Source organism: Bacillus sp. SIMBA_154 (genome assembly GCF_046536015.1).
GTDB lineage: Bacteria > Bacillota > Bacilli > Bacillales > Bacillaceae > Bacillus > Bacillus pumilus_P.
Genome location: NZ_JAWJBV010000004.1, coordinates 144401 through 157559, shown reverse-complemented (window position 1 = coordinate 157559; position 13159 = coordinate 144401). Strand labels below are relative to the sequence as shown.

13 protein-coding genes are annotated in these 13159 nt (G+C 43.1%); 4 read left to right on the top strand and 9 right to left on the bottom strand.

Annotated features, from left to right (window positions below; translation table 11 throughout):
- Positions 1–2 precede the first annotated feature (2 nt).
- The 5 genes from R0K30_RS09120 to R0K30_RS09100 form a co-directional block, all read right to left on the bottom strand.
- Complete coding sequence (locus R0K30_RS09120; RefSeq protein WP_230031282.1) at positions 3–677, bottom strand: amino acid ABC transporter permease; 675 nt, start codon at positions 675–677, stop codon at positions 3–5.
- A 24-nt stretch (positions 678–701) separates the two neighbouring features.
- Entirely contained in the window at positions 702–1496 is a 795-nt protein-coding gene (locus R0K30_RS09115; RefSeq protein WP_410610237.1) for an amino acid ABC transporter substrate-binding protein, read from the bottom strand.
- 22 nt (positions 1497–1518) lie between these two features.
- Complete coding sequence (locus R0K30_RS09110; RefSeq protein ID WP_410610234.1) at positions 1519–2022, bottom strand: GNAT family N-acetyltransferase; 504 nt, start codon at positions 2020–2022, stop codon at positions 1519–1521.
- A 17-nt stretch (positions 2023–2039) separates the two neighbouring features.
- Positions 2040–3365 (bottom strand): LLM class flavin-dependent oxidoreductase, encoded by a 1326-nt coding sequence (locus R0K30_RS09105; protein WP_410610232.1) that lies wholly within the window; start codon positions 3363–3365, stop codon positions 2040–2042.
- A 199-nt stretch (positions 3366–3564) separates the two neighbouring features.
- The gene (locus R0K30_RS09100) at positions 3565–5349 is read right to left on the bottom strand and encodes a right-handed parallel beta-helix repeat-containing protein (protein WP_410610229.1); all 1785 of its coding nucleotides are present in this window, start codon (positions 5347–5349) and stop codon (positions 3565–3567) included.
- Positions 5350–5612: 263 nt separating this feature from the next.
- Here R0K30_RS09100 and R0K30_RS09095 point away from each other — a divergent pair, with 263 nt between their 5' ends.
- Positions 5613–7106 carry a peptide MFS transporter gene (locus R0K30_RS09095; RefSeq protein WP_230031281.1) on the top strand — a complete coding sequence of 498 codons (1494 nt, stop codon included), beginning with the start codon at positions 5613–5615 and terminating at the stop codon, positions 7104–7106.
- Between the two features lie 95 nt (positions 7107–7201).
- Here R0K30_RS09095 and R0K30_RS09090 read toward each other — a convergent pair whose 3' ends face one another.
- On the bottom strand, positions 7202–8635 hold the full coding sequence (locus tag R0K30_RS09090; RefSeq protein ID WP_099726070.1) for an amino acid permease: 1434 nt from the start codon (positions 8633–8635) through the stop codon (positions 7202–7204).
- 336 nt (positions 8636–8971) lie between these two features.
- Positions 8972–9586 carry a dienelactone hydrolase family protein gene (locus R0K30_RS09085; RefSeq protein WP_410610226.1) on the bottom strand — a complete coding sequence of 205 codons (615 nt, stop codon included), beginning with the start codon at positions 9584–9586 and terminating at the stop codon, positions 8972–8974.
- Between the two features lie 350 nt (positions 9587–9936).
- Here R0K30_RS09085 and tcyA point away from each other — a divergent pair, with 350 nt between their 5' ends.
- The 3 genes from tcyA to R0K30_RS09070 are packed head-to-tail and all read left to right on the top strand — an operon-like array spanning position 9937 to position 12187.
- Positions 9937–10752 carry a cystine ABC transporter substrate-binding lipoprotein TcyA gene (tcyA, locus tag R0K30_RS09080; RefSeq protein WP_044140489.1) on the top strand — a complete coding sequence of 272 codons (816 nt, stop codon included), beginning with the start codon at positions 9937–9939 and terminating at the stop codon, positions 10750–10752.
- Entirely contained in the window at positions 10739–11431 is a 693-nt protein-coding gene (locus tag R0K30_RS09075) for an amino acid ABC transporter permease (RefSeq protein WP_099726072.1), read from the top strand. The genes tcyA and R0K30_RS09075 overlap by 14 nt, the downstream gene beginning before the upstream one ends.
- 12 nt (positions 11432–11443) lie before the next feature.
- Positions 11444–12187: an amino acid ABC transporter ATP-binding protein gene (locus R0K30_RS09070; RefSeq protein ID WP_099726073.1), complete on the top strand. Its 744-nt coding sequence runs from the start codon at positions 11444–11446 to the stop codon at positions 12185–12187.
- Positions 12188–12226: 39 nt separating this feature from the next.
- On the opposite strand, the gene R0K30_RS09065 is transcribed toward R0K30_RS09070, so the two are convergent.
- Positions 12227–12511: an AbrB/MazE/SpoVT family DNA-binding domain-containing protein gene (locus R0K30_RS09065; protein ID WP_099726074.1), complete on the bottom strand. Its 285-nt coding sequence runs from the start codon at positions 12509–12511 to the stop codon at positions 12227–12229.
- A gap of 96 nt (positions 12512–12607) precedes the next feature.
- Positions 12608–13159 (bottom strand): class D sortase, encoded by a 552-nt coding sequence (locus tag R0K30_RS09060; RefSeq protein ID WP_410610222.1) that lies wholly within the window; start codon positions 13157–13159, stop codon positions 12608–12610.

Here is a 13159-nt window from a genome sequence, read left to right as displayed (position 1 = left end):
CCTTAATTCCGGTAAGGTTTGCTGATTTTTCGTTCAAATAGGTCTTGCAGGAAGCTATAAATGATGGTCAGCACCCAGTACACAATCCCTACGGCTAAATAGGTTTCAAAGTATTTATAGTTCGCCGAGGCAATCATCTTCCCTTGTGCAAACATTTCTGCCACCCCGATGGTAAAGGCAAGAGATGTTTCTTTTAAAAGACCGATAAAGGTATTTCCCGTCGCTGGAATCGCATTTCTAATTGCCTGCGGGAAAATAATTCTGACGTAAGACTGCCATCTTGTCATGCCGACAGATAGGCAGGCCTCAAGCTGCCCTTCATCCACAGAATTGAGTGCCGCTCTGAAAATTTCTGCTAAGTACGCTGAGTTTTTAATACTTAATCCGATAATGACCGCTGTTAAGGCATCCATTGAGGTCATCGCAGGGAATAGCTGCGGAAGACCAAAATAAATGAGAAAGAGCTGAACCAAGGTTGGAACCGCTCTGAAGAAAGAAATATACAGCTTGGCAAATTGGTATAGGACAGGTATCCGGTTTTTTGTAATGAGAGCGAATACCACACCAATGATAATGGCAAATACCATGGAGACAATCGCCATGAAGATCGTTATCGGCAAGTATTGAATCAAGGTCGGAAAAACCGTCACCATATACTGCCAATCAATGTTATTCATGTCTGCTGTTCACCGCCGCTGTCTTTATTTTTCGATCGGCACTGTGACATCGTCTTTGAAATATTTCTCAGACAATTTCTTAAGTGTCCCGTCTTCTCTTAATTCTTTGATGGCTTTGTTAAATTCTTCTCTTAGCTTGTTATGCTTTTCATCTTTGGCAAATGGATAGCCCACTTCTTCATACACAATGGGGTTGCCTACGATCTTCAGTGGAAGACCTGTTTTTTCAATCTGAGCAAGTAATACACTGCGTCCGTTGACGTAAGCATCCACGCGGCCATTTGCCACTTCATTTAATACGCCGTCTTGCGTTTCATATGTTTTGATATTGATTTTCTTATCTGGGTCTTTGCTCTCTAGGTTTTTGGCATGGTTTGAGCCAAGAACCGCCGCCACTGTTTTTCCTTTTAAGTCGTCAAGACCTTTGATGTCGTTGTTGTCCTTTTTCACGATGATTTGTGTTCCTGCGTAAGCGTACGTATCTGTAAAGTTAAACGTTTGTTTACGCTCATCTGTGATCGCTACTTGGTTTGACACTGTATCCAGCTTACCAGATGTCAGCTGCCCCATGAGTCCGCTGAATTCACTCAGCTGCCAGTCTAGTTTGTAGCCCAGCTTTTTCGCAATCGCTTCTGTGACTTCGACATCAAATCCAACAAGCTTGCCGTTTTCTTTATAAGCAAATGGATAACTTTGTCCTGTTGCGCCTACTTTTAACACTTTTTCGTCTTTGCCTTCACTTTGATTGTTGCCGCCGCAAGCTGCTAAAACCGCAAGCATTGCCGCAAATAGAACGACTAGCCACTTTTTGTTTTTCATGTTCGTAAACCCTTCTTTCCTCTTATGGTTGTGTCATATCTGATCTTAATTGTTTTTTAAAATAAACCGTGATATGGCCCTTGCCTAAATCCTTTTCACCTGCTCTGACGTAGCCTTTTCGCTCATACATATCCATGAGCCACGGATGCTTATCTGCTGTACCGAGAGACACATATGGTACCTTCAGTGTATCCCTTAGCACTTCGGTTTCAACCCATTCCAGCAAGGCAGAGCCTGTGCCTTTTTTAGCGGCTGGTTCTGAGGCAAACCACCAGATGTGCGGGACGCCGAACGGTCCTGGCTGCTCTCCCCAAGGCATACGGAGTGATAAGGTGGATAGAATCTCCCCGTTTTCTTCCATGACATAGCAAAGATTCTTTTGTACATTTTGCTGAACGAGAGCAATATCTGCATGTGCTGCTTTAAACTGGATGCCGAGCTCACGAATCGGCTCATAGGCTCTTGTTGTCAGTTCAAGCAGCGCTTCTGTATCTGCCTCTGTTGCCAGACGAAAAGTGTATCCCAACGTTAGTCACCTCATCCTTATGTCGTATAACGATTTTTTGGCTGCGTTAATCCGAGATTTTCTCGTAAGGTTTGTCCTTTGTATTCTGTTTTAAATAAGCCTCTTTCCTGAAGGATCGGGACGACGCGATCTACGAATACATCAAGTCCTTCTGGCAATAATGGCGGCATGACGTTAAAGCCGTCTGCTGCTTCCTCAGTGAGCCACGTTTCCATGACATCTGCTAGCTGCTCCGGTGTTCCAATGAAAATATGATGACCGCGAGAGCCGGCAACAGATTGGTAGAGCTGGCGAATGGTCAGGTTGCCGGTTCTCGCCATATTCATCACAAGATCAAAGCGGCTTTTCACCGCATTTGACGTGCTTGGATCAATCTCTGGAAGCGGCCCGTCTAATGGATACTGGGAAAGGTCAATACCACCTAAGTAGTTTTGCAAAATGCTTAGACCAATCTCAGGAACAATCAGCTCTTGTAATTCTTCATACTTCGCTTTTGCTTCTTCCTCTGTATCGGCAATGATTGGGAAGATGCCCGGCATGATGCTGACGTCCTCTCTAGCACGTCCAGCAGCCTCTACTTTCCCTTTCAAGCTTTGATAAAATTCCTTCGCCTTATCGAGATCGTTTTGGGCAGTGAAAATAAGCTCAGCTGTTTTGGCTGCAAGCTTTTGACCATCTTCGGAAGACCCTGCTTGAATGATCACCGGATGTCCTTGCGGCGTACGTGATACGTTGAGCGGGCCCCGTACAGAGAAGAACTCACCCTTGTGCTGCAGCTCATGAAGCTTACTAGACTCGAAGAATTTTCCCGTTTCTTGGTTTCTCACAAGTGCGTCCTCTTCCCAAGAATCCCAAAGGCCTTTGACGACCTCTACGAATTCTTCTGCTCGCTCGTATCGTTTGTGATGCGCTAAATGCTCTTCTCCGCTAAAATTTTTTGCTGTTTCTTCAATAGAAGAGGTGACCACATTCCATGCAGCTCTGCCGCCTGATAAATGATCAAGTGAGGCAAACTGTCTCGCAATATGGAATGGCTCACTGTATGTAGTGGATGCTGTTGCTGCTAAGCCAATTGTAGAGGTAGACTCTGCAATGGACGAAAGCAGTGTAAGCGGTTCAAATCTCGTTAATACGTTCGGATGAGAGGTTTGATTAATCGATAAGCTGTCGGCTAAAAAGAGCAAATCCAGCTTTCCTTCCTCTGCTTTTTTTGCTAATTGTTTAAAGTAATCAAGATTCATAGCTGCATCTGGTACTGCATTCGGATGTCTCCAAGAGGCGACATGATGTCCAGTTCCTGCGATGAATACGCCTAGCTTGAGCTTCCTTTTCGGCTGAGACACTTGTTCTTCATCCTTTCTATATCCTGCTATATCAAACTGAAGTCCTCATAAGATACATTTTTCTGATTGAATTAATCGGTTTTAACAATAAAAAAAGGGCAAATGTTGCGAAAAATGAAAAATAATTATTACTATATGCCCTTTTTACATGATTGTCAACCGCCTTCTGAACCTCCAAAATAAGGGATTTCACAAGCCATTACGGTGTATCAATTTCAATATTTCCGATGAGCCGGTCCGTCGTATGTGTCATCAATTGACTGCGCTCCAGCATGTTATGGGCGATAACAGAATGAGTTGAAGACGTTGTGCGAATGGCAATCGCCTTTTGAGGAGATAGATTGATGATATTATTCCGCAGCACACGTGCCGATGCGGCTTGGTCAATAAAAATCGCCGTCGGCTGGCCGATCGAACGATTTAAATAAAAGCGGTTATCTCCAATCTGTGGTGAGCCATTTTTAATATACATCACTACATATAAGGATGTTTCTTCAAAGGAATTATCTTTAATTTCTAAAGGCCCCGTCGTGCTGCTGTATACAGCGTAGTTTTGGTAGTGCTTAAAGCGATTCCGCCATATGAAAGCCTTTGCATTTCCTGTAACACTGATCGTATACGAAGACGTGAGCTGCGTTTGCCCTTCTTGAATAAAGTGATTGCCGTTGATCCCAGCTTCTCCCTCCTGTACCCATATCCCTCTGCTGAATTCTTTGAATTGATTGTGCTGGATCAGGATATTCGTTCCTCTCACCATCGCCGCATCGATGACAGAGTAGATCGTATTGTTTGAAAAGACGACGCTATCCGATTGATAGATACGCAGGGATGTGCTTCTCAGGCGTGTATTCGTCCCTGATTCAATATGATTTCCTTCTATTAGAATGCGATTCGCCATGTAAACGGACACTGCCGCATCTTCAAAAAGACTGATCTTATTGCCTGTGATGTGAACGCTGTCTCCCCTCACATCAATGCCTTTTTCAAACCCCTCAATCATATTGCCAATAATGATCACATTGTTTTCCGTTTGACCAAGCGAGACACCTAAGCTCGTAATCCCTGCTTTTGTTACGCCCCCTCCCACTGCACGGATCAAATTGTTTGCAATGATTGTTTCGGTGGCGAAGCCATAGGAAATACTGCTATCTGTATGATTACCTTCAATGATCACACCATAGCCGTTGAAGTTATAAATGGAGCTTGCTGCACCACCTCTAACGATGTTATTTCGAATCTGAATATTCAGCGGTTCTTCCATATTGATCGCACTTTCTCCGTAACCTTCAATATCAATCCCCATTCTCGGCTCGACCCCGTTGACTCCTGCTCTTTCCAGCAGACAGTCCTCGACAATGACCCCATCGCAGCCTGTAATCGATATATTATTTCGTCTTGAATCCATGATGGTGCAGCCAGAAATGTGAATAGACGAAGCCGGCGAGTACGATTCAATCTGTGTCAATAAACCGTGGGGACTGACAATGATGCCGTCTCCCGTACAATTCTTTATTTGCACATGATTCACATTTACATGGGAGGCGCCTTCAATACATATGCCAAAGCCCCACTCATGGGTTTTTCTTTCAGCGGGGAGTGACTTGTACACATGCTCATGACGATCCCCTTCAATCCGCCCGCCCCGGATGGTCACATGCTGAACCTTCCCTATATAAAAGGCCGCATACCCCCACGAATCATTTGGTTTTACCTTTATCACAGCGTCTGATGCCATCTCAATGCATATATGACTTGGCACCCGTATGCCTGCACCCCGGAAAGGAAAAAATGGATCACTTCTGTACACCGCATCTACCAGATACGTTCCACTCGGCAGCCAGACGTGGGAGTAGCCTTGTGCTTTCGTCCATTCTAAGCATTCATTGAGTTTGGCTGTACAGTCCGTTTTCCCGTCAGCAATCACACCAAAATCTAGTACATTGACAACCGGTTTTTTCAGATCAGATTCATTTAATTCCCCCAACCAAAATCCCTCCTTTTCACACATGTCCTCTCATCATCCTATGCATGTGGGAAAGGTTTGCCTGTACAATACTTCAAATTTTATATAAATTCTTCTGGAATAACTTTCCGATAATTTTCACTTGAATGAATTTTTAATAATTTTGAGTCTTTACGCCTATTGATCTAACATTTTCCTGTTTTAGAATAGTTTTATATTGACACAAGAACTATACAAGAATATCATTTTTCTCATATCTCTTTTTTTAAGAAAGGATCTATGCCATGTCTACAATTGATCACGATAAAATTGTTAAAAGTGTGCCTCAAAAAGGTTTTTTTGGACATCCTAAAGGACTTTATACACTGTTTTTCACTGAATTTTGGGAGCGTTTTTCTTATTATGGCATGCGTGCACTGCTTATTTATTATATGTACACAGAGGTGACAAAAGGCGGTCTTGGCTTTGACCAGACGACAGCCAATTCGATCATGTCTGTCTACGGTGCCCTTGTCTATATGTCAGGAGTGATTGGTGGATGGCTCGCCGACCGGGTATTCGGTTCGTCCAGTACGGTCTTTTATGGCGGGGTCTTCATTATGCTTGGTCATGTCATTTTGGCTCTGCCAAGCGGAGCAACAGCGCTCTTTATTAGTATGGGGCTGATTATTATTGGGACAGGTCTTCTGAAGCCAAACGTTTCAAACATTGTCGGTGACCTGTATACAAAAACGGACCCTCGCAGGGATTCGGGGTTTAGTATTTTCTACATGGGAATCAACATGGGTGGTTTTATTGCGCCATTAATTGTCGGAACACTCGGTCAAAAAGTGAATTTCCATCTTGGTTTCTCACTCGCTGCCGTTGGTATGCTTGTTGGACTCATTACGTTTGTGATCACGAAAAAGCCGAATCTTGGTCTTGCTGGCACCTATGTCACAAATCCACTATCAGCCGCTGAACGCAAGAACATCAAAATTTTCGGCACATTGATCGTGATTGTGCTCGCTGTTTTTGCTGTCATTGGTATCCAAACAGGCGCTCTTACCATTAACCTATTCACTTGGTTTGTCAGTGTCCTTGGCGTCCTCATTCCGATTGTTTACTTTATTGTGATGTATTTCAGTAAAAAGACGAGCGCAGTGGAGCAATCCAGGGTACTCGCTTATATTCCATTGTTCCTAGCTGCGGTGATGTTCTGGGCCATTCAAGAACAAGGCTCAAACATTTTAGCCACATATGCGGATCAACGAACAAACTTGAATTTCTTTGGGATGACACTGGCCTCTTCTTGGTTCCAATCATTGAACCCGATCTTTATTGTGCTGCTGTCCCCAGTATTTGCTTGGTTATGGGTCAGACTTGGAAAGAAACAGCCGTCTACCCCGATTAAGTTCTCACTTGGCCTACTGTTTGCTGGGTTATCCTTTATCATCATGATCATTCCTGCATACATGTCTGGTCCAAACACACTGGTGAGTCCATTATGGCTCGTTCTGAGCTTCTTCCTTGTTGTGATCGGAGAGCTCTGCTTGTCACCAGTTGGTTTGTCAGCGACAACCAAGCTTGCACCTGCTGCCTTCTCAGCGCAAACAATGAGCCTTTGGTTCCTTTCAAATGCGATGGCACAGGCAATTAATGCACAAGTGGTCAAACTGTTTGATAAAGTGCCAGAAACCGTTTATTTCGGTATCATCGGCCTCATCGCCATCATTTTATGTGGTGTCATGCTGATGCTTACACCAGTGATTAAGAAAGCGATGAAAGGCGTTCATTAAAAAAGAAGCCTCCCGACAGGGGGGCTTCTTTCATATTGTTGACAAAGGGCTAAAATGACCTTTATTTTAGCCCTTTGTCTTCTTTTGTTGATGGTTTAAAACCGAATCTCATCATCTCCACGAATTTGCAGTTTGAGCGGTTCGCTTTTCACTTGATGTTTCTTCACATAGCGGTGATAGACGACATATCCAATGATCATGAGTGGTACGCCGACATATAACCCGATACGCTGCTCCGGATCAAAGGCAAGGCTGACCAATACGATCGTATTCATCGTGATCGCAATGATCGGCAGAACCGGATAAAGGGGTGTTTTAAATTTCAAATTTTCCAGCTTTCCGCCTGCTTTCAAATATCTCCTGCGGAAAAGCAGCTGTGATAATGTAATTGTGATCCAGCCAGCCTGGGCACTCATTCCGGCAATTGAAACAATCCAGACAAAGACGGTTTTCTCTGCAAAGAACCCAGATAATAGCGAAATCCCTGTAAACAGGAAGGTAAGCAGTAAGGCATTCATCGGAATACCGCGCCGATTCACTCGTCTGAACGCCTTTCCTGCCATTCCTTCCTTCGATAAGGAGTACAGCATTCTCGTTGAAGCATACAAGCCAGAGTTTGCAACAGATAATAAAGCAATGATAATGACAAAGTTCATGATATCTGCCGCATAAGGAATTCCTGTTCTCTCAAACACGGTGACAAATGGACTTTCCAGCACACCAGCTTCCTTCCAAGGCACCATACCCGCTAATACGAAAACAGATAAAACGAAAAAGACGAGTGTACGCCAAACCGTCTGATGAATAGAACGAGGAACGGTTTTCTCAGGGTTTTCACTCTCCCCTGCCGCAATCCCGATCAGCTCTGTCCCTTGAAACGAAAAATTCACCGTGATCATCGTGACCACAACAGCAAGCAATCCATTTGGAAACAGTCCATCACTTACAAAGTGACTGAAGTAAGGAGCCGGTTCCCCGCTCGTCGTTTGAATGAAACCAAACATCGCCGCTCCGCCTACACCAATAAATAATAAAATGGCAACAATCTTAATGGTTGAAAAGAAAAATTCCGACTCCCCGAACGCTTTCGCAGATCGGGCATTTAATAAGAAAAGACACAGCCCAAATATGAAACACCAGATCCACACATCCACTTGCGGGAGCCAGCGCCTCATCAGCTGTCCTGCTGATAAGAATTCAAGTGCGACGGTTGCCGCCCAGCCGAGCCAATAAATCCAGCCAACAGCAAAACCAGCGGCAGGACTGACAAATTTGGTCGCATACGTGTGAAACGACCCCGAGACAGGAAGTGCAACTGACAGCTCTCCAAGACACAGCATGGTTAAATACATAATCAATCCACCCACAATATAAGAAAGAACGGCTCCGACTGGACCTGCTTGTCCAATCGTATAGCCCGTTCCTAAGAAAAAGCCTGTCCCAATGACACCGCCAAGTGAAATCATAAATAAATGGCGGGAGGTCATCGCCCTTTTCAATTGTTCAGGCTGATTTTGTCCAACATCCACAATGATGCCCTCCTTCTTCTAAGATGCTCTGTTATCAAAACATGTCTCCATGTGATTCATTCCATTTTTAAAACAACCTACTAATTATACATCTTTTATAATAAATATGCTTCCTTCTATGGTCACTGTCACAAAGTCTTTATTTTAGTAATGTTCGCACAAATGGGCGGTGGGTCTGAGCATTTGATAGGTTGCCATTTATCCAAAATGTTTTCACAAAAAAACCAGCGTGCAACTTTATCTTTACACACTGGTTGTTCATTTCGCTCTTTTCGAGTCTCATTTCAGACATTTCTTATGATCACTATAAGACACCACTGTTTAAACATCCACAAGTCATACTTCTTTCAGCAGACCTGCTTTGATAAAATCATCTATTTCCTGAAAGCAACAATTTTTCGATTCAGCGTGAAAAGCCGCAGAATATGGATTGGCAAATCCATGCTTTCCCTCTACTATTGTCACGCGAAGCTCATCCTTTTTCTCCAAAACACTCGCAACCTCCCGAGGGTTAAAGGATGCTTCGACCTCTGGGAAAAATAACAGCGTTTTGCAGGCAGGCGTAATATCGACGTAATCTCTGATCCTTGAACCATAAAATCCAATGACTCCGGTAAACAACTGATCATATTGGCTGCATCGCCAGGCAATTGTTGCCCCCACACTAAAACCTAGTAGAAATATGTTTATCTTTGGATTTTTTGTTTTCAACTCTTTTGCTACATTCAGTACGCTCTTTACCGATTCATCAAAACCAACTTTATTCATAAAGTAGCCGTAAGCCTCATTCTCACTGGCATAAGGGAAGTGTTTGACCTGTCCCAATAAATGAGGACAGTAGACCTCAAAACCAGCTTTTTCAAAATGATCGATCTTCCTCTTCATATGATCATTTATTCCGTATATTTCGTGTATTAAGATCATGACGGGTTTTTGTTTTGATGTTTGCAAATGATCACACTTCCCTTTTATACTTTGGTTCACTGGAGGATCGTTTCCTTTATTTTCTTACAAGTCAAATGAATCTAATGTCAAACATCACCTTAACTCTTTCGATGTGATGATCATAGCATATTTCCCCATTAAATAGTCTATCTAACATTCTCACCACTCGATTGATCTTAATGACCGCTTGAGTTCGTGTTTTGTTGTATTCATCTTTTGATTTGGTATAGTTCTATCGGTTGTCCGAGCATAAAGTTGGTGAGATTCGCTCAAGATAATTTCAAATGCTTTACTTTTAGGTTGCTTCTCTGTAAGATCATATGTTGTAAATACCAACAAGAAAAGTGGGGAATAAAATGAAAAAAATGTTCTTTGCCATTATGCTAGGCGCTTGTGTTGCATTGATCACGGCATGTGGATCAGGTGCAAACGACAACGCGAATAAACAATCTGGGTCTAAGGAATCAGGTGACCTTTGGAAATCCATTCAGGATAAAGGCGTATTAACGATCGGTACAGAGGGTACTTATGCTCCTTTCACATTCCATGACAAAAAGACAGATAAATTAACTGGCTACGATGTAGAGGTCATCACAGAAGTAGCAAAACGTCTAGACTTAAAACCTGAATTCAAAGAAACACAATGGGACAGTATGTTTGCTGGACTGAATTCAAAACGTTTTGACGTGGTAGCGAACCAAGTTGGTAAAACTGGACGTGAAAATCAATACGAGTTCTCTGATAAATACACAACGTCTCAAGCCATAGTTGTGACAAAATCAGATAACAACGACATCAAAAAACTATCTGATGTCAAAGGAAAAAAAGCAGCACAATCATTAACAAGTAACTACAATAAGCTTGCTACAGATGCTGGCGCTAAGATTGAAGGCGTTGAAGGTCTTGCACAATCCATTCAATTGATTCAGCAAGGACGTGCTGATCTGACGTTCAATGACAAATTGGCTGTATTGAACTACTTGAAAACAAGCGGTAACAAAAACCTAAAAGTTGCATTTGAAACAGGAGATCCTCAAGAAACCTATTTTGCCTTCAGAAAAGGCAGCGGCGAAGTCGTTGACAAAGTGAATGGCGCATTAAAAGAAATGAAGAAAGACGGTACTCTCGCGAAGATTTCTAAGAAATGGTTTGGTGAAGATGTTACAAAATAATACCCTAGGAGTCGTCATTCCTTGGGATCTTCTTCAGCAATCTTTCTGGCCAATGGTGATGCAGGGAATTTATTATACAATTCCCCTCGCCATCATTGCCTTTATCATCGGTATTTTTATTGCGCTTGTGACAGCTCTTGCTAGAATGTCTAAAATCAAAGCGCTCAGATGGATTTTTTCCATCTATGTGTCGGCCGTTCGCGGAACGCCGCTTTTTGTGCAATTGTTTATTATTTTCTATTTTTTTCCGACATTTAATATCACACTGGATCCATATCCAAGTGCGATTATTGCTTTTTCATTAAACGTAGGTGCGTATGCGTCGGAGATTATCCGTGCATCCGTCCTTTCTGTTCCAAAAGGACAATGGGAAGCTGGTTATTCCATCGGGATGACGCATCGCAAAACGCTCGTCCGTGTCATTTTACCGCAGGCGGTGCGTGTATCGATTCCACCGCTGTCTAATTCATTCATTAGTTTGGTGAAGGATACATCTCTTGCCTCCCAAATCCTCGTGGCAGAGCTTTTCCGTAAGTCTCAGGAAATTGCTGCGGCGAACTTGGATCAAATTTTGTTCATTTATATGGAAGCAGCCCTCATCTATTGGGTATTCTGCTTCATTCTATCGCTCGTTCAGCACCAAATTGAAAAACGACTTGATCGATATGTCGCAAGGTAAGGAGGGAACGACATGCTAACAGTCAAAGGCTTAAAGAAATCCTTTGGTGAAAATGAGATTCTAAAGTCGATTGATTTTACGATCAACAAAGGACAGGTTGTGGCCATCCTTGGTCCATCAGGTTCAGGAAAAACAACGATGCTTCGCTGTTTGAATGCACTTGAAACACCAAATGGCGGCTCCTTTACCTTCGATGATTTCTCGATTGATTTTTCGAAAAAAAATAAATCAGCTGATCTGCTGAAGCTTCGCCGCAAGTCAGGAATGGTGTTTCAGGATTATCACCTGTTTCCACACCGCACCGTGCTTGAGAACGTGATGGAAGGTCCTGTTCAAGTGCAGCGCCGGCCAAAGGAAACGGTTCGAAAAGAAGCCATCCAGCTCTTGCAAAAGGTTGGCCTTGAAGATAAAAAAGATCTGTATCCCTTCCAGCTTTCAGGCGGTCAAAAGCAGCGTGTCGGCATAGCCCGTGCACTTGCCATTCAGCCAGAGCTCATGCTTTTTGATGAACCAACCTCTGCGCTTGACCCTGAGCTTGTCGGGGAAGTGTTAAAGGTCATGAAGGATCTGGCCAAAGAAGGCTGGACAATGGCGGTTGTCACACATGAAATCAAATTTGCCCAAGAAGTGGCAGACGAAGTGATTTTTATTGATGGCGGCGTCATTGTCGAACAAGGTCCTCCGGAAGAAATTTTCAAACAACCGAAAGAAGAACGAACAAAGCAATTCTTAAACCGGATTTTGAATCCGGTATGATGAAAAAAGGCTGTTCTCACGTGATGAGAACAGCTTTTTTTATATCTCTTTTTGTAAGCGAAGCGCCAGTAGATCTTGCAACAGCAGTCTCGCTCCCTCTGGACTGATGACCAATCCACCTGATAGCACCTTGTTGGAGCATGTCACTTGCCCCGTCACTATACAAGGTTTGTCCTGCCAGTATGGTTTCATCACAATCTGGCCTTCTTCAAGATAGATCTCTATAAAATCTTGCGGGCGAATCTTCAGCCTTTTTCTAATATTCGTCGGAAGGACAACTCTTCCGAATTTATCTATATGCCTTACATCGTCTTCGTTTATCAAATTGACCCCCTCCTGCATCTCTAGATCTTATATAGGCGATTTCCCCCTTATCAGGCGATCAGCTAGATAAGTAGAAGTTGCAAGCTGATCCAGTGACTAAACACGCTTCCCATATATAATATATCTGTTTGGTGCAGGACCAATATAAGAAAAAGGATAACATGTGGTTAGGACAAGTTCTTCTTTTTTATGTTGCAGTGTGATGATACTTGTATCATCTTTCTTCACAATCTTTGTTTTTTCAATTTCATAAGTAAATCGACCGTATGAAAGCTCAATGACGAGTTGATCCCCTTTTACAAGTTCTCCTGTTCGTCTGAACACAGTATCTCGATGCCCAGATAAAACAATTTGTCCCTGTTCATTAGGAAAATAGCTCTCTTGATAATGTCCAACACCTTTTGCCAAATCATCTGCTTCTGTTCCTTCTACAATCGGCAACTCAGCCTTTAGTTTTGGAATGTGCAAAAGCCCAATGATTTCTCCAGCCTGCGGTGCAAAAGAAGACTCCTTTTGCTGGATGGCTGCTTGTGCAGACTGGAATGACTGATCGACTTCCCTTTGTCCATCAATGACCTTCAAATATCCAACAATCGCTAGACAAAGACCCGCCGTGATCAATATGGCAGAGATCAATTTTTGACACAT